This window comes from Edaphobacter flagellatus (genome assembly GCF_025264665.1).
Classification (GTDB): Bacteria; Acidobacteriota; Terriglobia; order Terriglobales; family Acidobacteriaceae; genus Edaphobacter; species Edaphobacter flagellatus.
On sequence record NZ_CP073697.1, the window covers coordinates 2,896,332 to 2,917,430 of the forward strand.

At 59.1% G+C, this 21,099-nt stretch carries 14 protein-coding genes; 9 read left to right on the forward strand and 5 right to left on the reverse strand.

The window, feature by feature from the left end; all coding sequences use genetic code 11:
• Positions 1 to 112: 112 nt before the first annotated feature.
• Positions 113 to 745 carry a class I SAM-dependent methyltransferase gene (locus tag KFE13_RS12175; protein ID WP_260703389.1) on the forward strand — a complete coding sequence of 211 codons (633 nt, stop codon included), beginning with the start codon at positions 113 to 115 and terminating at the stop codon, positions 743 to 745.
• On the opposite strand, the gene KFE13_RS12180 is transcribed toward KFE13_RS12175, so the two are convergent.
• Positions 742 to 2,388 (reverse strand): rhamnogalacturonidase, encoded by a 1,647-nt coding sequence (locus KFE13_RS12180; protein WP_260703390.1) that lies wholly within the window; start codon positions 2,386 to 2,388, stop codon positions 742 to 744. The two genes, KFE13_RS12175 and KFE13_RS12180, sit on opposite strands and share 4 nt — an antisense overlap.
• A gap of 120 nt (positions 2,389 to 2,508) precedes the next feature.
• On the opposite strand from KFE13_RS12180, the gene KFE13_RS12185 reads away from it, so the two are divergent.
• The gene (locus KFE13_RS12185) at positions 2,509 to 2,919 is read left to right on the forward strand and encodes a response regulator (RefSeq protein ID WP_260703391.1); all 411 of its coding nucleotides are present in this window, start codon (positions 2,509 to 2,511) and stop codon (positions 2,917 to 2,919) included.
• Between the two features lie 60 nt (positions 2,920 to 2,979).
• Here KFE13_RS12185 and KFE13_RS12190 read toward each other — a convergent pair whose 3' ends face one another.
• The 3 genes from KFE13_RS12190 to KFE13_RS12200 all read right to left on the reverse strand — a co-directional run bounded on the left by KFE13_RS12190 (position 2,980) and on the right by KFE13_RS12200 (position 6,460).
• Entirely contained in the window at positions 2,980 to 3,528 is a 549-nt protein-coding gene (locus KFE13_RS12190) for a DUF2059 domain-containing protein (protein WP_260703392.1), read from the reverse strand.
• 5 nt (positions 3,529 to 3,533) lie between these two features.
• Positions 3,534 to 5,789, reverse strand: coding sequence for an OPT family oligopeptide transporter (locus KFE13_RS12195; protein WP_260703393.1), 2,256 nt, complete (start codon positions 5,787 to 5,789; stop codon positions 3,534 to 3,536).
• An 83-nt stretch (positions 5,790 to 5,872) separates the two neighbouring features.
• Positions 5,873 to 6,460, reverse strand: a complete 588-nt coding sequence (locus tag KFE13_RS12200) for a hypothetical protein (RefSeq protein WP_260703394.1) — start codon at positions 6,458 to 6,460, stop codon at positions 5,873 to 5,875.
• 243 nt (positions 6,461 to 6,703) lie between these two features.
• Here KFE13_RS12200 and KFE13_RS12205 point away from each other — a divergent pair, with 243 nt between their 5' ends.
• From KFE13_RS12205 to KFE13_RS12225, 5 genes are all read left to right on the forward strand, one after another.
• Positions 6,704 to 7,558 (forward strand): ComF family protein, encoded by an 855-nt coding sequence (locus tag KFE13_RS12205; protein ID WP_260703395.1) that lies wholly within the window; start codon positions 6,704 to 6,706, stop codon positions 7,556 to 7,558.
• A gap of 48 nt (positions 7,559 to 7,606) precedes the next feature.
• Positions 7,607 to 8,266 carry an HNH endonuclease gene (locus tag KFE13_RS12210; protein WP_260703396.1) on the forward strand — a complete coding sequence of 220 codons (660 nt, stop codon included), beginning with the start codon at positions 7,607 to 7,609 and terminating at the stop codon, positions 8,264 to 8,266.
• A gap of 65 nt (positions 8,267 to 8,331) precedes the next feature.
• Positions 8,332 to 10,272: an aminodeoxychorismate synthase component I gene (gene pabB / locus KFE13_RS12215; protein WP_260703397.1), complete on the forward strand. Its 1,941-nt coding sequence runs from the start codon at positions 8,332 to 8,334 to the stop codon at positions 10,270 to 10,272.
• A 95-nt stretch (positions 10,273 to 10,367) separates the two neighbouring features.
• The gene (locus KFE13_RS12220) at positions 10,368 to 11,420 is read left to right on the forward strand and encodes a DUF1338 domain-containing protein (protein ID WP_260703398.1); all 1,053 of its coding nucleotides are present in this window, start codon (positions 10,368 to 10,370) and stop codon (positions 11,418 to 11,420) included.
• A gap of 99 nt (positions 11,421 to 11,519) precedes the next feature.
• Positions 11,520 to 14,477 carry an FAD-binding and (Fe-S)-binding domain-containing protein gene (locus tag KFE13_RS12225; RefSeq protein WP_260703399.1) on the forward strand — a complete coding sequence of 986 codons (2,958 nt, stop codon included), beginning with the start codon at positions 11,520 to 11,522 and terminating at the stop codon, positions 14,475 to 14,477.
• Here KFE13_RS12225 and KFE13_RS12230 read toward each other — a convergent pair.
• Positions 14,474 to 15,616 carry an alpha-amylase family glycosyl hydrolase gene (locus KFE13_RS12230; protein ID WP_260703400.1) on the reverse strand — a complete coding sequence of 381 codons (1,143 nt, stop codon included), beginning with the start codon at positions 15,614 to 15,616 and terminating at the stop codon, positions 14,474 to 14,476. The two genes, KFE13_RS12225 and KFE13_RS12230, sit on opposite strands and share 4 nt — an antisense overlap.
• A 525-nt stretch (positions 15,617 to 16,141) precedes the next feature.
• Here KFE13_RS12230 and KFE13_RS12235 point away from each other — a divergent pair.
• Complete coding sequence (locus KFE13_RS12235; protein WP_260703401.1) at positions 16,142 to 19,438, forward strand: TonB-dependent receptor; 3,297 nt, start codon at positions 16,142 to 16,144, stop codon at positions 19,436 to 19,438.
• Between the two features lie 114 nt (positions 19,439 to 19,552).
• Entirely contained in the window at positions 19,553 to 21,088 is a 1,536-nt protein-coding gene (locus tag KFE13_RS12240; protein WP_260703402.1) for a M20/M25/M40 family metallo-hydrolase, read from the forward strand.
• The last annotated feature ends 11 nt before the right edge of the window (positions 21,089 to 21,099 follow it).

Consider the following 21,099-nt stretch of genomic DNA (forward strand, 5'->3'; position numbering starts at 1 on the left):
CTCCTGGATGTGCTTGCAGAACCGATGAGAACACGGAGCGCGTGTAAGTACAAGAGAGTACAGCATCTAAATAAGGCAGTAGGATGAATGCGGAAACAAGGGGTATTGCCTGGTGGATCGCCGAGCACATTGGGAGAGCGTTTATCGCGAGAAAGAGTCGACGATGGTGAGCTGGTACCGGCCGCATCTGGAGACATCGCTTGAGTTGATTGCGCGCTTTGCTGGTTCGAAGCAGGCGGCGATTCTGGATATCGGCGGTGGGGCATCGACGCTGGTGGATGATCTGCTGGCCGCCGGGTACGATGACGTCTCGGTTTTGGATATTGCGGACGATGCGCTGGAGGTTTCGCGGCATCGGCTGGGTGACGGTTCGGCCCGGGTGCATTGGGTGGCGGCGGACTTCCTCAATGCAAAACTGGAGACGGAGCGATACGATCTATGCCACGATCGCGCGGTCTTTCATTTTTTGACGAACGATGGTGAGAAGTCTGCGTACCTCGAACAGGTGGCGCGGATTCTGCGGCCGGAGGGTGTGCTGGTGCTGGCAACGTTTTCTCCTGACGGGCCGGAGAAGTGCAGTGGGCTGGAGGTTTCGCGGTACGGCGAAGAAGCTCTGAAGATGGTGACGGCAGAGAGGTTTGTGCTGGTGGAGTCGCGCAGCGTCAGCCATCACACGCCAACGGGTGCTGTACAGGAGATGATGTACTTTGTGTTGCGAAAGACATCATCTCCTGCAATTGGTTAGAGAGACTGGTTATCGGCAGTTGCGAGTTGTGTGTCCTTTGCTGCGCGGCTGATGGCGATGCGCAGATCGGTGACCTTGTTCAAGGCAAAGGCCGCCGGGCTGGTGGGTGCGGTGACTGCGATAAAGTCGGCGCGATTGATCCCGTCGAGGTAGAAGCTGGGCCGCGCGTCAGGAGTGGCTGGCTGGACTTCGACGTGGCTCATCTCAAGGTTATTGATATGGCGGAGGAAGAAACCTTGTGAGGGGGTGTCGGTGCCGAACCTCTGGGGGTCAGGGTATAGGTCGATGCCTTCGGGGATGACGATCTTGGCGTGCTCGGCGGTGCCTCCGCCCTGATGGTGGATGTAGATGTTGGAGAGTTTGAGGTCCTGAATGGGATAGTTGGGGATCCCGCTGATGATGGACGAGATGTGCGAGACGGTGTTGAAGCTCGAGACGTTGTCGACGAGAACGCGGCGCAGGGTTCCGGTTTTGGTGGTTTCTTTTGGCCCACGAAGACGCGCTCCGAGGCGGAAGAAGAAAGGTGCACTGACGACATCGCGCATAGTGATGTTGGAGATGGCGATATCTTCGCAAAGCGCGCCATCCACGCTTTCAAGTGCGATGCCGCGGGAACCTTCGACGACGCAGTTGGAGATGGTGATGTTTTTGAAGCCGCCGTTGGATTCGGTTCCGCATTTAATACGGCCATTGCGCGGAACCTTGAAGTCGGGGGCAAACTTCTTGAAGGTGCCGTCGAGGAAGGTGCCGAGTTCGTAGATTCCGGAGACATAGCAGTTGGTGATCGTCATATTCTCGGTGGCACGGGCGTAGCCGAGAGCGTAACTGGACTTGGGGCAGATGCCGTCATCCCAAGGCGAGTTGACGTAGCAGTTGGAGACGCGGACGTTGCGGCAGCAGTCGATGTCCATGCCGTCGCGATCGGTGTCGATGGTGATGTTGTCGATGGTGAGGTTGTCGACGCCGGTGAGCAGGAAGCCGAAGTGTCCACCCTTGAGGAGCGAGAAGTCACGGAAGAGGACATTGCGGCAGTTCTTGAGGGCGATGGCCTTATTGCCCACACCGGCCTGTTCCGCAAGAAATCCCGGAGCACCGGCAATGGCGCTGCTTCGGGTTCCACGACTCAGCCCCTTGCCCCAGATGAGGCCCGGGCCGGTGATGGAGACATCGTTGATGCCTTCTCCCCAGATCAGCGAGTTGTGCCAGTGGTTGTGGCCGTAGTCCTGATAGGGGGTCCAGGGATCGTTGGGTTCGGCGGCGTCGTAGGTTCCGCCGTTGTAGCCGGTGGTCTCGCCGGGTTTGGGAGAATCGGCGGAGAGGATGGTTGCGCCCTGCGAGAGATGGAGGTTGACATGGCTCTTGAGGCGGATGGAGAAGGAGAGCCAGGTTCCGGCGGGGAAATAGACGGTGCCTCCCCCGACGGAGGCTGCTGCCTCAATGGCCTTGTTGATGGCAGGTGAGTCGACGGTCTTACCGTCGCCGACTGCGCCGTAGGTGCGGACGTCGAAGATGGCTCCGGCAGGAAAGGTAGCGGAGGGTTTGGTGGCGGCGTAGGCAAAGGGAGCGGCTGTGGCGGCTGCGGCGGCAAGCCCCATGCTGCCTAGTTTGAGCAGTTCACGACGAGCGGTGTTAGGAGTGTGCATAGGTTCGCAATCGTAGCAGAGAATTGGTCGGACCAAAAGGGCTATCACTTTTTGCATCAAAGAAAGCAGACGGCTGGACGGAAGCGAGGTTCAGCGGAAATCAGGCTAGAGGATAGAAAATTGCCAATAACGAGGCCGTGCTTTCTGGTGGTAGACCGGGAGTTCCCGGGGAGTATCTCGACGCGAAAACTGGTGATCGAGACGGCGAAGTTCAACGTGATTACGGCGTACAGCGGGCAGGAGGCGCTGGAGGTGATGCGTCGGTTTCCAGCGATCGATGGCGTGGTGATGGATGGAGAGCTGGACGATATTCCGGCGGAGTATCTGACGCAGGAGCTGAAGAAGCTGGAGCCGAAGCTGCCGGTAGTGGTGATCTGCGCTCCGGGTTACAGCGATTGTCCGAGTGCCGACGTGCAGCTGGAGTCGTTTCAGCCGCAGAAGCTGCTGGAGGCCCTGCGAAAGTTGAAGCCACGTGAGGCCGATGAGATCGAGAAGCACGATGAGGACATCAGTACAGAGCGGCCAAACTAAGGGAGCACGGCAAGCTCGTCGCCGCCGCTGTCGACACCATCGTAGCTAACTCTGGTGATGCTAGGGTTTTTGGGATGAGTTCGGCGCGGTGGATGACGAGGGTGCGGGCCCAGTGGCTTTCATCTTGCGGCCGAAGTCTTCGGCGGCCTGCTGGATCTGCGGTTGTATGGTGACCATCTGCTTCTGCATCAGGTCCATCGTCCGCGTCATGAGTTCAGGCGATTTTGCGATGAGGGCTTGGCCGGCGGGTGAGTGGTAAAAGCTGATGATGCCGTCGAGCTCGTCGTCGGTGTAGGTTTCGCTATAGACCTGGAGGATGACGGGCTTGAGCTTGTCCCACGAGATGGCGCCCTGAATGATCTGCTGGACCTTGGCCTGGAAGTCGTCGATGAGCTTCTGCTGCTCGGGCGTGGCCTGGATCTGCGCGGTCTGCTGGGCGGTCATGGCCTTCATGCGGTCCGACATCTGACCCATCACCTTGTCCATGAGTTGATCCATCTTGGTGATGCGGACCAGCTCTTCGGCCTTGGCGCGTTTGGAAGCGTCGTCGGCGTGTGCGGCGGCGGGAAGGGCGAGCGCGAGGAGAAGTGTGAAGGCGATGCGTTTCATTGGGGTTAGTCCTTGTTCTGGTCGAGCGGTTTGCGTGCGAAGTAGTAGAGCGAGAAGGCCAGCAGGCAGAACATGATGACCGAGACGATGTCGTGATGGAGCGGGTTGTGGTCGCTGAAGCGCGGGAGTGTTTTGGGCAGACTCCGCATCCAGGGTTTCGAGGCGCTCTCCATGGCTGATTCGTAGAGTTTGACGCCGACGCCGAGCAGGCCGACGATGCCTCCGGCGGCAATGAGTCCTGAGGCGTAGAGCGAGCCGGAGGAGATTTCGGATTCGGTCTCGGACTGTTGGATGCCTTCTTTGGCCATGGCGCGGTCGACCATCCAGCGCATGACGCCGCCGACGAAGATGGCGAGCGTAGTGCCGATGGAGAGGTAGGCTCCTACGGCCAGAGTGAGGCTTCTGATTCCCAATAGCTCGATCATGATGACGAGCGCGACTCCGAGGAGGACGAGCGACCAGGGCAGTTTGCGGCTAAGGATGCCGTTGATGACGGTGGCCATCAGACGTCCTTGCGGCGCGGCTGCTTTTTCGCTGCCGATGCCCTGCGTCCACTGGACTTCGATCTGCTGCGTTGCTGGATTGTAGAGATACTTGCCGTCGGCGAGAGTGGAGGAGCCGATGCTGTTCAGCAGAATGTAGCTGCGGGCGTCAGTCAGTTCAGCGTGGTTGGATGAGGAGTCGGCGAGTGTGACGCGGTCGCGGGTGAAGTTGCCCTGATTCTGCACGCCGTCGGGAAGAGCGGAGAGCGAGATGGCGATGGGCTTGGGCAGGCGCTGGAAGCTTTCGAGGCCTTTGTTCATCGCGTTGAGTGTGGTGCCGATGGAGAGTACGGAGATGATGACGCCGATCATGATGGCGAGCTGCTGCTTCCAGGGCGTGGCTCCGATGAGGTAGCCGGTCTTGAGGTCCTGCGCGGTGTCTCCGGCATTGGAGGCCGCGATGCAGACGATGCCGCCGATGGTGATGGCGAGAGCGCCGAAGGCAGGGGCTGTCCAGCCTTTGACGAGGAAGATGGCGGCGGTGGCCATGAGGGTGGCGATGGTCATGCCGGAGACGGGTGAGGCTGACGAGCCGACGATGCCGACGATGCGTGCCGAGACGGTGACGAAGAGGAAGCCGAAGACGACGACGAGGAGCGCGGCTGCGAAATTGGCGAGGGCTCCGACCTGCGCGCCGGGCACGGGCTTGAACTGGAGGAAGACCCAGAGCAGGATGACAAGGAGAACGGAGCCGCCGATGACGACCGACCAGGGCAAGTCGTGCTCCGTGCGGGGGACGCTGGTGGTATTGCGAGCGCCACCTTTGTTTTTACCGATGGAGCGGAAGCCTTCGGCGAGCGCAGCGAAGATGGTCGGCGCGGTGCGGAGGAGGGTGATGAGGCCGCTGCAGGCTACGGCTCCTGCGCCCATGGGCCGGACGTAAGTACGCCAGAGGTCGGAGGGCGACATGTCCTTGATGAGCGTGGTGCCGGGGTAGAGCGGTGTGGTGAGGTGCGAGCCGAAGAAGTAGATGGCCGGCATCAGCACGAGCCAGGAGAAGACACCGCCGGCAAGCATGACGGCGGCGACACGCATGCCGATGATGTAGCCGACGCCGAGGTACTCCGATGTGACGTCGGCGCGGATGGCACCTCCTTTGAGGAGGTGTTGTTCTCCCATGTCGAAGGAGCGGTCTGGGGTGGAGGGGAAGAGGCCGAAGAGGTTCTCGTTTTGGAAGAGGGTGTAGAGGCCGCCGAGGCCGAGTCCGAGGAAGACGCGGGAGGCGAAGCTCCCGCCGCGTTCGCCTGCCATGAGGACGTCGGCGCAGGCGGTGCCTTCAGGGTAGGTGAGGGTGCCGTGCTCTTCGACGATGAGCTGGCGGCGGAGCGGGATCATGAAGAGGACGCCGAGCCAGCCTCCGAAGAGGGCGAGGGCGAAGATGCGCGTGGATTCGAGGTCGAAGCCGAGGAAGATGAGCGCGGGAAGGGTGAAGATGACTCCCGAGGCGATGGACTGGCCTGCGTTGCCGGTGGTCTGGACAATGTTGTTCTCGAGGATCGACGCTCGGCCGAAGGCGCGGAGGATGGAGATGGAGAGCACCGAGATGGGGATGCTGGCGGCGACGGTGAGTCCGGCACGCAGACCGACATAGACGGTAACGGCTCCGAAGAGGATGCCGAAGAGGGCTCCGAGGATGAGGGCGCGGGCGGTGAATTCGGGGCGCGACTCGGTGGCGGGGACGAAGGGGGTGAAGGTGGGCTTATTGCTTGTTGTGGACATAGTTCTTGATCTCTCCGCTCAGTTTCTCGCTGCGGCTGGATGAGTGTATCAGCGCGAGGGCAGAGAAGAACGTCTCGTGTTGTTTATTCGGCGGAGTCGTCGGTGAGGGATCTGTCGGGGCGATTGAATGAACCCGTGATCGAACGCCGTATGTGGACGGCGAGTGCGCAGGCCATCAGGAAGAGCATGGGGCCGGTAAAGAGGAAGCGGTCCTGCGCCCATTTGCTGTCGAGCAGGATGGGCGTTTGCGCGTTGAAGTTGCCGAAGAAACGCGCGAGGCGGCCTGCGGTGTTGTTGCCTCCGAGGACGCTGGAGTTTCGTGACTGCCAAGTGAAAAAACGCACAAGGAAGGCGAAGGTGACTGGCACCCAGGCCCAGAGGATGGCGGGGACGCTGTCGGGTTCGACGAAGGGTGCGGCTCCGGGTGCAAGCTCAAGAACGGCTTTGCTGAGACGGCCGAAGGGAATGAGGCCGAGGATGAATCCGGAGGCGGCGAAGATGGGCAGGAAGTAGTTGAGCAGAAAGACGAATCGCGTCTGCGTCGTCCAGTGAAGCTTGGTCGCTGTGGCCCAGGCGGGGAGAACGAAGATCCATGCCAGCTTGCTTGCGAGAATCGCTACGAGGACGTACAGAAAGAGGCACTTGGCGCACCATGTGACGACGCGAAACATGGTTTCAGGTGTAGCACAGCGGGGTGCCGGGGCGCATCTTCGGAGGTGCAGAAATCTTGACTCGCGGATAGGATCGAGGACTATACTGCGCATAGTGGTGTGGCGATTTCCACACACAAACGAGTGAGGTGAGTCTTCAGCCAACGCTGGATGGACAATTCGCTCGACAGTAACACTGGGGTTCCCCCTGGTCCTCCCGGTGGCCCGCCTGGCGGGGTGGAGGAATGGCGCGCAATCTCTCGCGTGCTGAAGAGTCCGGGGCAAATCGTACGATCCGTTTTCGATGATCTGATAACAACTTTCTTTCCTGGCGATTGCAGGGCCTGTGGGGGGCCGCTGCTGAAAGCCGGAACCTCTCCGTTATGCAATGAATGTGTTCGTGAGCTGCGTGAGCAGTCGGCGACGCTGTGCGTTCGCTGCGGCGAGGCGCTGGATGTGGATGGGCTGCACTACGAGCGGCAGTTTGGGGCGGAAGCGTTGTTGTGCTCGCCGTGTCGGATGACGCCTCCGGAGTTTGAGCGCGCTGCGGCGTGGGGCTTATACGAGGACGGGATGCGCGAGCTGATCCACCTGCTGAAGTACGAAGGGGTGGAAGGCGCTGCGAAGCCGCTGGGACAGTTGCTGGCCCGTGTGATGGTGTCGCTGGCCGAGGGAGGCATGCCACGCGATCTTGCAGTGATTGCCGTGCCTCTGTTTCCGGCGAAGCAGAGGCTGCGTGGTTATAACCAGTCAGCGCGGATTGTGGATGAGGTGTCGGAGGAGCTTCGTCGAGCAGGCGGGTGGACGCTGCGGGCAGCGCATGGTGCTCTGCGCCGCATACGCGATACAGAGAGCCAGTTTGGGCTGACGGCGAGCGGGCGGCGGAGAAATCTGCGCGGAGCGTTTGTGGTGGCCGATCCGGCGGCTGTGGCGGGGCGCGAGGTCCTGCTGGTGGATGACATTTACACGACTGGGGCAACGGCGCGGGAGTGTGCTCGCGTGTTGCGGCAGGCTGGAGCGGCGAAGGTGTGGGTGGCAACCGTGGCTCGCGCGCAGCGAGAGATGGTGGCGCGATGGGGGGCGGAGGCTGAGGCCTCCGCGATGCATTGGGAGCAATAAACGACCTGGGCGTAGTGCTGAACGTATTTGACGGAGGCAGGGAGACAGATGCAATCGGGCAAGATGCGGAAGCAAGGACTAACTGGAAAGCGGCATGCGGGGCACCTGCCGGGGCACGCGATGAGAGTGGCTGCGGCTGAAGATCCGCGGGCCGGGGTCTTTCGGCAGCCGGTGATGCAGACGCCGGTGCTGGTGCTGAACGCATCGTACGAGCCGATCAATATCTGCGGGGCGAGGCGAGCGTTGGTCCTGGTGCTGAAGGGTGTGGCGCGCACGGAAGAGGAGCAGGGGCAGCAGCTGCATGCGGCACGGATGCAGGTGGCGATGCCCAGCGTGATCCGGCTGCTGGAGTATCGCAGGATTCCACACCAGACGCGCGCGCTTTCGAGGAAGAACATTCTGCTGCGCGATCGCAACTGTTGCCAGTACTGCGAGACGGTGCTGACGGCGGCGGAGCTGACGCTGGATCATGTGATTCCGCGCTCGCGTGGCGGTACATCGACGTGGGAGAACCTGGTGGCGTGCTGCCATTCGTGCAATCGCAGGAAGGGGAATGCGATGTTGCACGAGCTGACGGATATGAAGCTGAAGCGCGAGCCGAGGCCGTTTTCGCTACACACATCACGGCACATTATGAGGATGATTGGCAGTGCGGACGCGGCTTGGCGCAAGTACTTGTACTTCGAACATAACGAGTCGGCGGCTTGAGTAGCGGGCGTTGATGTGTTGCACGGTCTTCCGTGAAAGAATTGCAGCAGGACTGAGAGTACGTCTTGCCTGCCTGGACCCATCTTCCCGCGTATCTTCGAACGTTGGCTGCAAACTCGCGTGGCGGCGTGCTGCTGGAGACTGCGCGGTTCGACGAAGGCAATCGATATAGCCATCTTTTTCTTCATCCTGTAGAGACCATCGAGGCGCGCTCTCTGGATGAGATCCCTCGGTTGTTTGAGCGCCTGGAACGTGCGCTTGCTCAGGGCAGATATCTTGCGGGTTATTTGAGCTATGAGTGCGGCGAGCACTTTGCGCTGGCTCGTGGGCAGCGATGGCAATCTAAGGTGTCAAGAGACGCGCTGCCGCTGGCCTGGTTTGGCGTGTATGAGCGGCCTTTTGTCTTCGATCATGTTGCGGGCGGGTTTGTGGGGGAAGCTCCTCATTCCGATGTCGTGGTTGAAGCTATTCCTGAGAAGGCTGTTGAAGATGCAGCGCCGAAGCTCGAGATCGCAGAGCGTGCGTATGTACAGGCGATTGAGACGATCAAGCGATATATCGAAGCCGGAGATACCTACCAGGTGAACTTTACGGACGCGGTCACGGTGCGGCTGCCGCATTCGGCTGCGGCATCGTTCGGTGCGCTGATGGAGGCGCAGCCTGTGAGCTATGGCGCTCTGCTGCATGTAGAGGAGAAGCACATTCTCTCGTTATCGCCGGAGCTGTTTTTCTCGGTAGATGCAGGCGCTGCGCGACGTATTGTGACGCGCCCGATGAAGGGGACGATGCCGCGCGGAATGGATGTGGCAGAAGATGCGGCGCAGGGGGCGAGGCTGGCGGCGGACGAGAAGAACCGCAGCGAGCACATCATGATCGTCGATCTGTTGCGTAACGATCTGGGCCGCATTTGCCGTATGGGTACGGTGCGCGCGGATGAGTTGTTTCGCGTGGAGCGTTACAGAACGCTGCTGCAGATGACCTCGACAGTGGAAGGTGTGCTGCGGGATGGACTCGGCTGGTACGAGATCTTTCGAGCGGTGTTTCCTTCGGGATCGATCACGGGTGCACCGAAGATTCGCACGATGGAGATTATTCGTGAGCTTGAGCGCGGATCGCGTGGTGTCTACACGGGGGGGATTGGCTATATCGCTCCTACGGGAGCGGCTGCGTTCAATGTTGCGATACGCACGCTGGTGGTGGAGAACGGTGAGGGGGGCATGGGAGTGGGTGGTGGCATTGTGGCAGATTCCGAACCAGAAGCGGAGTATCGCGAGTGCCAGTTGAAGGCTCGTTTTCTAACGACTCCCCGGCGCGAGTTTCAGCTGATCGAGACAATGCTGGCTGCTGGAGGCGATGTGAAGATGCTGCCGCTGCACATGGAGCGGCTTGCGGATTCGGCAGCGTATTTTGATTTTGTGTTCGATCGTGCAGCAGTAGAGAAGCAGGTTACTGCATACGTGTGTGGATTACCTGATGGTGCGCGGTATCGTGTGCGTCTGTTGCTCCATGCTTCCGGAGTAGCGACGTTCTCTCATTCGGTGCTTGCGGAGGAAGATGCGCGTGATGTTGCGGTGAAGATCTCCGATAAGCGCGTGAACTCGAAGGATGTTTTTCTCCGCCATAAGACGACGCTGCGTGCGCTCTATGACGAAGAGTTTGCCAAGGCGCGGGCGGAAAGGTTTGACGAGGTGCTGTTCGTCAATGAGCGTGGGGAATTGACGGAGGGAGCGATCAGTACGGTGTTTCTTCGTTGCGAGGGAAGGCTGCTGACGCCGCCGCTTGAGTCGGGTGTGTTGCCTGGCGTCCTGCGTAGGCAGGTGCTGGCAACGGAGCCTGCGGAAGAGTGCGTTTTTCGCATTGAGGATATTGAAAATGCCGAGGTGTACATCGGCAATTCTGTTCGCGGGCTGCGGCGCGTTACCCGGATAGAGATGGCAGAGGCAAGTGCGATCAATGCTTTGCAGAAGACGGTTCGGCATAGGGTGCCCGGTAACCTGGACGGTTAGCGGACGGCTATTGCAGAGTTTCCCTCCATTGACGATGATGGATGGTCGCTCGGCGTATTGGGGCGGTGTACGTCTGAAGTGTAAGGAGTTGGCTGATGAGATCGCAGGACGGCGTGTTGTGGCAACTACTGGAGTCGCTGGCGGGGCAGGAGCGTTGCGCCCGCCTTTTCCGTGTGTTGGTGATTCATCAGGATCTGACAGGTGATCCGGGACCTCGTGTTTCGCGCGCGGTGCTGGCGCAGGCGTTGAACATGCTGTTGTTTGAAGACCTGCTGCATCGCGTGCCAGCGGCAACACTCTATGTGGACCGCTGTGTCGCGCAGGGGCGTACGGTGATGCACGATCATGGCGCAGTGCGCACGGTAGCGTTGCAGGGAATGGGTGCGCTGCCGGCAGGACAGGAGGCGATTGTGCGCATCCTGCGACCGTTGGGGTATGGGCTGAATGGGGTGTATCCGCTGGAGAGGCTGCGTATGACGGGCCGCTCGTATGCGCAGGCCGATTATCCGGAGGAGATTGCGCAGTTCTTTATCAGCGAGCTGCATGCGGAGCGGTTCTCGCCAGACTTTCAAGCTGCGGTGAAGCGTGTGACGTCGACCTCGAAAGATCCAGTGACGCCGGAGGCTGTCGAGCTGCTGAAGAAGCTGGAGAAGGAGCGCAGCCTGTCATTGGAAGAGGCGCAGGAGCTGTTGCCGGTGCTGGTGAAGGTCTTCGACCGGCAGCATGACGATCCGGCGCTGGCCGACTACCAGGTACTGCAGGCTGAATCGCCGGAGATGGCATGGATTTCAACCGAGGGGAATGCCTTCAATCATGCGACGGATCGTGTGGAGGATGTCGACAAGCTGTCTGATGAGTTGAAGGCATTGAAACAGCCGATCAAGGAATCGGTGGAGACGTCTCAGTCGGGCCGGGTACGGCAGACGGCGTTTCAGGCGGCGCGGGTACAGCGCAGCTTCCGTTGTGCGGATGGCAGCATGATTCAGAAAGAGGTGCCGGGCTCGTTCTATGAGTTCATCACGCGACTGCACATGCCCGAGAAAGATGGAAAGCGGCCGCTTGACCTGAGTTTTGACAGCTCGAATGCGCAGGCGATCTTCAAGATGACGGCGAGCACGAAACCGACTGCCGCGGACGTAAAGCAGTAGCTTCATTAGCAAAATTTGTCCAGATGCCGGGTTGGGCAGGTGTCAATCCTGCCACGCGCGCAGTAGCATGAGACAAAACGACGAAAAGAGATAGTCCAGTTGTCCACGACCACGACTTCCGCATCCGCCTCACCCTTTGTGCTTCTTCCCAGCTCGCATGCGCGGGCGCATGACCAGTTTGACGGTGCTGCAGCGCTGGAACAGGCGCTGAAGCAGAAGATTCGTGGCGAGGTACGTTTCGATGCTGCTTCGCGCGCGCTGTATGCGACAGACGCCTCAAATTACAGGCATATTCCTATCGGCCTGGTGGTTCCACTGGACGAAGAGGATGTGATTGCAACGGTGGCTGTCTGTCGTGAGTTTGGTGCGCCGGTGTTGTCGCGTGGTGGCGGAACGTCGCTGGCCGGGCAGACGACGAATGCGGCGGTGATTCTCGACTTCTCGAAGTACATGAACAAGATGGGACCGGTGGACCCGGTGAGCCGCACCGTCCATGTACAGCCCGGTATTGTGCTGGACCGCGTGCGCGAGGCAGCGGAGAAGTTCGCCCTCACGTATGCGCCTGATCCGGCAACGCACAGTCGCTGCACGATTGGCGGCATGATCGGCAACAACTCCTGCGGTGTGCATGCGCTGATGGGCGGCAAGACGGTGGACAACATCCATTCGCTCGATATTTTGCTGTACGACGGTACGCGGATGACGGTGGGTGTGACGAGCGATGAGGATCTGCAACAGAAGATTGCTGCCGGTGGCCGCGTGGGCGGCCTGTATGCGGGGCTGAAGGAGATTCGAGATCGCTATGCTGATCTCGTCCGGCAGAAGTTCCCAAATATTCCGCGGCGTGTCTCCGGTTACAACCTGGATGAACTGCTGCCGGAGAACAGTTTCAACGTGGCTCGCGCGCTGGTGGGCAGTGAGGGCACCTGCGCAATCATTCTTGGAGCGACGCTGAACCTAGTGGAGAGTCCGCAGTTCCGTACGCTGGTGGGAGTTGGCTTTGAGGATGTTTTTGTTGCGGCGGATCATGTCCCGGCGGTACTGAAATTCAAGCCGATCGGATTGGAGGGCATGGATGGGCTGCTGCTCGATTCACTGCGCTCAAAGCAGAAGGCGCTGAACGATATTCCCCTGCTGCCGGAGGGGCGGGGATTTCTGCTGGTTGAGTTCGGCGGCAACTCACAGGTTGAAGCCGATGAGAAGGCGCGTGCGTTTGCGGCTGCCTTTGAATATGCAGCGGAGTCGCGCATCTATAACCACGATGAGGCGCATCGCGTCTGGGCTATTCGAGAGTCGGGTCTGGGAGCAACTTCCTTCGTGCCGGGCAAGCGCACCGGCTGGGAGGGGTGGGAGGACGCGGCGGTTTCGCCGGAGCAGCTTGGCTCGTACCTGCGCGCCATCTTTGCGTTGATGCAGGAGTATGACTACTGGGCTCCGATGTACGGCCACTTCGGACAGGGTTGCGTGCATATGCGGTTGAGCTTCGACCTGGAGACGCCGCAGGGCATTCTCAACTTCCGCGAGTTCATGGACAAGGCTGCAGACATCGCTCTGGCGCACGGCGGCTCGCTCTCGGGCGAGCACGGCGATGGGCAAGCACGTGGTGCTCTGCTGCCGAAGATGTTTGGGCCGGAGCTGATCGAGGCTTTCCGCAAGTTCAAACGGCTTTTTGATCCGGACTATAAGCTGAACCCACATAAGCTGATTGATCCTCATGAGATTCACGAGGACCTGCGGCTGGGCGTGGACTACAAGCCCTGGGAGCCGAAGACGCACTTCGCTTTTGCGGAGGACAATGGTTCATTCGCTCGTGCCACGCTGCGATGTGTTGGCGTGGGTGCGTGTCGCAAGGCCGATGCAGGCACGATGTGTCCGAGTTACATGGCGACGGGCGAAGAGCAGCACTCGACGCGTGGGCGAGCGCATCTGCTGTGGGAGCTGATGCAGCGCGAGGTGTTGCCGAACGATTGGGCGAACGAACAGGTGCGGGAATCGCTGGACCTGTGTCTCTCGTGCAAGGCGTGTAAGAGCGAGTGTCCCGTGAGCGTGGACATGGCGACGTACAAGGCTGAGTTTCTGTCACATCATTACGAGCATCACACGCGGCCGCTGGCGCACTATGCGTTTGGGCGTATCGACCAGTGGGCGAGGCTGGCGTCGATTGCTCCGGGGATTGTGAACGCGATCAACAATGCTCCGGGGATTTCGAGCCTGATCAAGCGTGTGTTGCATATTCATCCCAGCCGCAGTTTTCCGAAGTTTGCCAAGGCGTTTACGCCGGATCGCCGGATGGCTCGCGATGCGCGGCGCAGGCGTGGCGATCGCAGGGAGCCGCTTCCGGCGGATGCGCCGAAGGTTTTTCTATGGGCCGATACCTTCAACAACTACTTCCATCCAGCGACAATGCGTGCGGCACATCAGGTGCTGACGACGGCGGGTTTTCGCGTTACTCTACCGAATCATCATCTGTGCTGCGGTCGTCCGCTGTACGACTTCGGCCTGTTGGATACGGCCAAGAAGTATCTGGTGAAGGTAATGGATGCGCTGACCGCTGAGATTGAAGCAGGCACACCGGTTGTTGTACTGGAACCGAGCTGTGCTACGGTCTTTCGCGATGAGCTGGTGAATCTGTTTCCGAACGATCCAAGGGCTGCGAAGCTGCGATCGCAGATCTTTCTGCTAAGCGAATTTCTTGTGCGTTATGCACCGGAATATGAGCCGCCGAAGATTGAAGGCAAGATTGTTCTGCATGGGCACTGCCATCACAAGTCCGGCCCTGGCATGGCGGATGAGGTGAAGGTGCTGCGTGCGACTGGGGCTGAGGTGGAGCTGCTGGATTCCGGCTGCTGCGGCATGGCGGGGCCGTTTGGATTCGAAGAGGATAAATACGAGATCTCGCAGACGCTGGGCGACCGTGTGCTGCTGCCGGCTGTGCGTAAGAACAAGAACGCCATCATTGTTTCGGACGGCTTCAGCTGTTGCGAACAGATTACGCAGAATACGGATGCACGACCGAAGCATCTGGCCGAGGTGCTGGCTGAGGCGGAGCAGGATTAGTAGCGAAGCTCTCCGATGAAGACGCCGAAAGGTGGTAGCGTCATGCCGTCCAGATGCATGCCACCCATAGCGTTGTCGGAGCGCAGTACGGTGCGGAGAAAGCTTCCCTTGAGCCGTAAGCGCTGGATGTCAGCCTTCAGCGAGATGGTGACCGGTTGCGCAGAGAGATTCTCGACGACAACGATTGCTGGTGTAGCGGGTGACACAGCCTGCGGTTTGCGAACCCACGCGAGGACGTTCTGGTCGTCGTGATTGAGTGTCATCATCGCGCCGGAGCTGATCGTGCGATTGCTGTGTGTCAGCGCGCTGAGCTGGCGGTACCAGTTCAGCAGCGATGCAGGACTGGCGTTGCCTGCGGCTACGCTTCCTGGAGCCGGCTGTTGGCCTTTCTTCGGCTCATCAAAGAAGACTTTGGAGTCGTCTTGCGTTGAACCTGTCAGGCCAAGCTCCTGACTGTAGAAGAGCATGGTCGCGGCGCGTGTCGTTAACAGCATGGTGGCGACCTGTTTTGCGATTTCGACGTTGTGTGTGCTGTCGCCATAGCGTTCGATGCTGCGTTTGAGCGCGGGCGCATCGGAGAAGAGCAGCGGGATGCTGCGACCCTGATCAGCCAACTGTTGCGTGGCTTCGAGAGCGGGGCGCACTGCCGATGCGGTGAATTTTTCCTGGGTTCCTGCGCGTCCATCGGCTACGAGCTGCGAAGCGTCGGAGCCTCGCGCCTGCGCGTCGATTGAGGCGAGGTCGGAGATGACGATGCGCTGTCCTGCGAAGCTGCTAGCGGCGCGACGCACTTCAGCGAGTTGCGCTGAAGATGCTCCTGGGATGTAGAAACCGGCAACGCCGTGAGCGAGCCAGAGTCGCGAGGTTGCGTTGAGATCGGCGGCGTGGGGATCGAGCTGGACCAGCACGCGGATATTGAATTGACTGGCATTGCGAACGATCTCATCGAAATCATCGAGCGTTCCGAGTGCCGGATCGATCGCCTGTGTGACATTGTTGCTGAGTGGAGTGAGCAACAGCGCGTCGACTCCGATGGAATGGATGTAGTCGAGATGCGTGGCGAGCGAATGCAGGCCGTCGAAACCGCGAGGATCGGCCTGGTAGATGACGCTGTGTTTCCACCACGGTGCTGAGGTCATACCAGAACCTGCCCATCCGGGGCGAGCCAATGTTTGCGCAGGTACAGCGATGGAAAAAGCGAGAGCAGAAGCAAACGCAACGGCTCGTAGGATGTGGCGGGTAAAACGTAGGCTCGGCATAAGCGGATGGTCCGATTGTTGCTGTGCTTCAATCTGCGGACTCGGCCGTCTGAGCCTGCGTTTGTCTCTATTTACGATGCTACTCCGATCACAGATGATTGCTTTGATCGATAGAGTATGGACGAAGCGGGAAGTGTAACCGTACCAGCATTTCGAGAAATTATGAGGGTTCATTCATTCATCTGCTTCGAAAGAAGCTCACATTGAGCTTGTCAGACCACGCCTTATTCAGTACATTCAAACAACACGGTATACAAATGACCCGGTTCCAGTACATCCATGATGATGTAGTCTGTTGCCCCTCCTGTTGTTGGGGTACCGAGCGTCTGTCCGCATAACTGAGACCCCAAGTCTGAGTCTTAGTCTTGTTCCTTTTCCAACTGAATAAATAGGAGAGCCCTACCTATGAAGTACCTTCCGAGGTATATCTATCTCTTCCTTTTGGTGCTGGTGTCTGCGATGACGCCGTACCTGGGAGCCCAGACTTTCCGCGGCGGTATCGCGGGAACAGTGCAGGATGCAAGCGGTGCAGCGGTTCCCGGAGCAAGGGTTTTGCTTACCGGTACAGATACCGGCTTCAAACGCGAGATGGCCACGACCAGCTCGGGCGATTACACCTTTCAGGATATTCCGCTGGGCAACTACTCGATTGAGGTTTCCTCACAAGGATTTGCAACTCGGCGAGTCGAAAAGATTGTTGTAGGCGCCGGTCAGGTCTATGCGCTCGACATCAAGCTCAGTGTTGCATCAGCAACCGAGCAGGTGGATGTGAGTGCCGACGCCGTCGCTGTGGATACGCTTTCGACAACGAATACCGCGATTGTTCCCGGACAGGCCGTGGCGAACATTCCGCTGAACGGACGCGATTTTACGCAGCTGATCAAGATCACTCCCGGCTATAACGGCGCTGGCTCCGTGAACGGGGCCCGTACAAACCAGAACAACTGGCAGATCGATGGCGTCGATAACAACGACATTTTCCATAACTCGGTGGGCGCGAACCAGGGCGGCGTCTCCGGTGTCGCCGGTGTGACTCTTCCAATTGAGGCGATCGATCAGTTCTCGGTTCAGTCGCAGGGAAATGCCGAGGTGGGACGCAATGGTGGCGGCCTGATCAACATGGTCGTCAAGAGCGGAACGAATAAGTTCCACGGCAGCGCCTACTATTTTTTCCGCAATGAGTACTTCGCTGCGAAGAGCGACTTCCTTGCTCCTTCGGCACGCAAGCCGAAGATCCGCAACAACCAGTGGGGCGGTTCGCTTGGCGGTCCGGTGATTCACGACAAGCTCTTCTTCTTCCTGAACTACGAGCATCAGAAGTACATCATCGGTGCGCAGTCGGCGGCGACGGAACCAACAGTTGACTGGGTTGCCAAGGCGACCACTCTGCTGAATAACCACAATGTCCCGGTCAGCCAAACCTCGCTGAATCTGTTGACGGCCTTGTGGCCGCAGGGCAACAAGCCAGGTCCTGCAACGGTGAACAACTTCACCGATTCGCGTCCGCAGACGGGATACAGCGACAATGCCGTTGGCAAGATCGACTGGAACATCAACTCGCGACAGACGCTTTCGGCGCGAGCCTTTATCGGTTCGGGGCGGCAGCTTGGCAATGCGGGCGTCAACATCTGGGAGTATTACCAGCTTGCTCCAACGCACGTACACAACTATGCCGTTACGCATAACTGGGCGATCTCTAATCAGCTGTCGAACCAGGCTCTGGTCGGTATCAATTACTTCGGGCAGACCTTCAACGACAACGTCCACAATCAGAACATCCCAGCGCTTGGTTTGAATACCAGCGTTACCAATCCTGCGCTCTTCGGCGCTCCGTCCATCAGCTTTCCGAATGCCAACTTCGATTCGATCGGCGTAACGCCTCCGCTTGGCCGTCAGGACTACACCGGCCATGTCACCGATACGGCGACCTACATCATTGGCAAGCACCAGTTCCGTTTTGGCGGTGAGTTCCGCAGAAACTATATGAATCTGCTCTACCAGCGCAACGTCCGTGGCGGCTTTACCTTCGATGGCCAGTCGTCGAAGTCGCTGGCAACTGGCTCGAGCACACCGTATTACCTGGACACATCGTTGGAATCGAGTCCGACGGATCAGTCCGTTCGTTCTCTGGCGGATTTCCTTGCAGGCTATGCAGCGACCGGCACGATCGTCCGTGGTACGCTGCAGCGCGATGTGTGGGTCAACCAGTGGGATATCTTCGCGCAGGACCAATACCAGCTTCTGCCGTCACTCACGTTGAACTACGGTGTTCGCTGGGACTACTCCGGTCCTGTTTACACAACGAACGGAACGCTCTCGAACTTCAATCCGAACTCCACGAGCGGATACTCGGTCGTCGGGGCGGACATCTCCACTCTTTATCCACGCCGTTATACCAACGTTTCGCCACGTTTCGGCTTCAGTCAGAAGGTCACAGAAAAGCTGGTTGTTCGTGGAACGTATGGGCTGTTCTTCGATCTGCCGAACCTGAACGGCTTCTTTGACAACCGTCCTGGCAATGGAGCATCTGTCGGTGTTCAAGCCAACGATGCAGGTCCGAATCCTGTCTTTACGGTTTCGAAAAACACTCCATTTGTGATCGCCACTGGCGTCGATCCTTTACCGTCGTCGCCGACGTCAGGTGCAATCTTCGGTGTTTCGACGGTTTCGCCGAGCTTCAAGAATGCTTACCTGCAAAACTTCAACCTCAACACGGAGTATCAGTTAAGCCGCAGCACCATCGTGCAGCTCGGCTATGTCGGTTCAGTTGGCCGCCATCTGTTCAATGTGCGCGATATCAACCAGGCTGCGCCGTCAGCTTCTCCCAACACATCCGTCAACGCCAGCACTGGTGCACCGTGCGGCTCGTCGACGAACTGCGTTACGGCGTTGCAATACTCGCGGCCCTACTTCAGCAAGTTTCCCACCTTTGCTGCGATCAATCAGTTTGAGTCCAGCGCAGGGTCCAACTATAGCTCGCTGCAAGCAATGATTCGCACCAGCGGTTTCCACGGCCTTACGGCACAGGGTTCTTACACCTATGGCCACGGACTGGATAACGTGTCGGGAACCCGTAACCTCTCGCCGCAGGATTCACGCAATCTTGCCGGTGAATATGGAAATGCGGATTTTGATACGCGGCATACCTTCAACGGTTATATCGTCTATGAGATCCCAACCTTCGGCAGCTTCAAGCCGCTAACGCAGGGCTGGGAGGTGAATAGCTTCCTCACCTTCTTCACGGGCAAACCTGTTACGCCGAAGACCAGCAGCAACAATAGTGGTACGGGAGAGAAACAGGATCGTGCGACGCAGATTGCAAATCCGAATACCAGCAATCGCACCTTCACGCGCAACTCCTCCGGTGCCGGTTATGTTCAGTGGTTTTCACAGGCCGCCTATACGCTGCCTGCAGCCGGTACTTTTAGTCCGACTCCGCGTGGCTCGGTCTACGGACCTGGCTTCGGGACGGTGGATGCTTCGCTGGTGAAGAATACGACGCTTTACGAGAACGTCAAGCTTCAACTTCGCGCGGAGATGTTCAACATCTTCAACCGGTTGAACCTTGCTCCCGTAAGCGGCAGCTTCGGCTCGACGAACTTTGGCCGTGCCACTACAACCGTTGGTGATAACGCTGGCGCTCCTGGACTTGGTTCAGGCGAGCCGTTCAATGTACAGTTTGCGGCGAAGATCGTTTTCTAATCGCAATGATCTGTCAATAACAACACGTTGTGCAGGCTGAGAGTGCGAAACCACTCTCAGCCTGCACTTTGTTACGGCTGCTTTGGCCACTCAAACGATCAGGAGAGTTCTACGATGAAGCGTTTTGCTGCTGTTGTTGCATCGACCGCCTTGCTTGCGACGCAGGTGTGTTTTGCTCAGATGGGTGCTCCCGGTGAGCGTCCGGTCGCGCTGCCTGCCGCTCCCGGCCCATTGGCTGCGAAGTATAAGACGGACGCCGACAAGATTATTCAGGCTGCGTTGGCCGATGACGATGGCTATGCCGCGCTGGCGTACCTGACCGACCACATCGGCAAACGTCTCAGCGGCACTCCGCAGTTGAATACGGCTGTTGAGTGGGGTGCCGCGCTGATGAAGAAGGCCGGTCTTGAGAATGTCCACGTGCAGCCGGTCAATGTGCCGCACTGGGTGCGTGGCGCGGAGTCCGCGACGATCACCTACAAGGGAGAGGCAGGCACGATTGTGAAGCCGCTGCACATGCTTGGCCTGGGCATGAGTGTCGGTACGCCGAAGGGAGGTATCACGGCACCCGTGGTTTTCGTGCATACCTTTGAGGAACTGGACAAGCTGCCCGACGCCGAGGTGAAGGGGAAGGTTGTCGTCTTCAACCCCGGATGGCATGGCTACGGTGTGGGGTCGATGTATCGTACGGGAGGTCCGTCGCGCGCTGCAGCACGGGGAGCGGCAGCGGTGCTTGTGCGTTCCGCGACCGGTTTGGCGTTGCAGACGCCGCATACCGGCACGCTGCGTTATGACGAGAAACAGCCGAAGGTGCCCTCTGCGGCGATCAGTGTTGAGGATGCATTGTTGATTGAGCGGCTTACCAAAGAAGGTCCGGTCACGGTGCATCTTGAAATGGCCGCGCATATGGAGCTTGACGTGAAGGCCGGCAATGTCATTGGAGAGATCGTCGGCTCGGAGCATCCGGAGCAGGTGGTTGTGCTCGGCGGACACATCGATTCGTGGGATGTCGGCCAGGGAGCACAGGACGACGGCTCGGGTATTATGGCGACCTTCGAAGCTGTCTCGCTGATTCATAAGCTGGGACTGAAGCCGAAGCGCACCATCCGCGTCGTCTTCTGGGTGAATGAAGAGAATGGCGGAGCTGGCGGCCGCGCTTATCGTGAGTGGATCGGCGACAAGATCGGTGATCAGGTAGCTGCGATTGAGATGGACGGTGGAGCAGAGAAGCCGCTGGGTATCGGCTATGGTGGTTTTGGCGGCCCACGGCGGCCACAGCCTCCCACTCCGGGAGCTGCACCTGCTGCGCGTCCAAGCTTCGACCCGAGTTCGCTCTCGCCTGAGGAGCAGAAGTCGTTCGCCACGCTGCAGGACATCGTCTCACTGTTGGGAGCGATTGGTACCGATACGGTCTCGCCGGGTGGCGGCGGCTCGGACATCGGGCCGATTACGGCGGACGGAGTTCCATCGCTCAGCCCACGCACGGTTGGGGAACACTACTTTGACTGGCACCATACTGAGGCCGATACGCTCGACAAGGTGGACCCGGATTCGTTCAGGAAGAATACGGCGATGCTTTCTGTCGTCGCGTACGTGCTCGCCGATATGGATGGCAAGCTGGCTGGGCGAAAGTCTACCTTCCGCGAGTAGTTTCTTCGAGC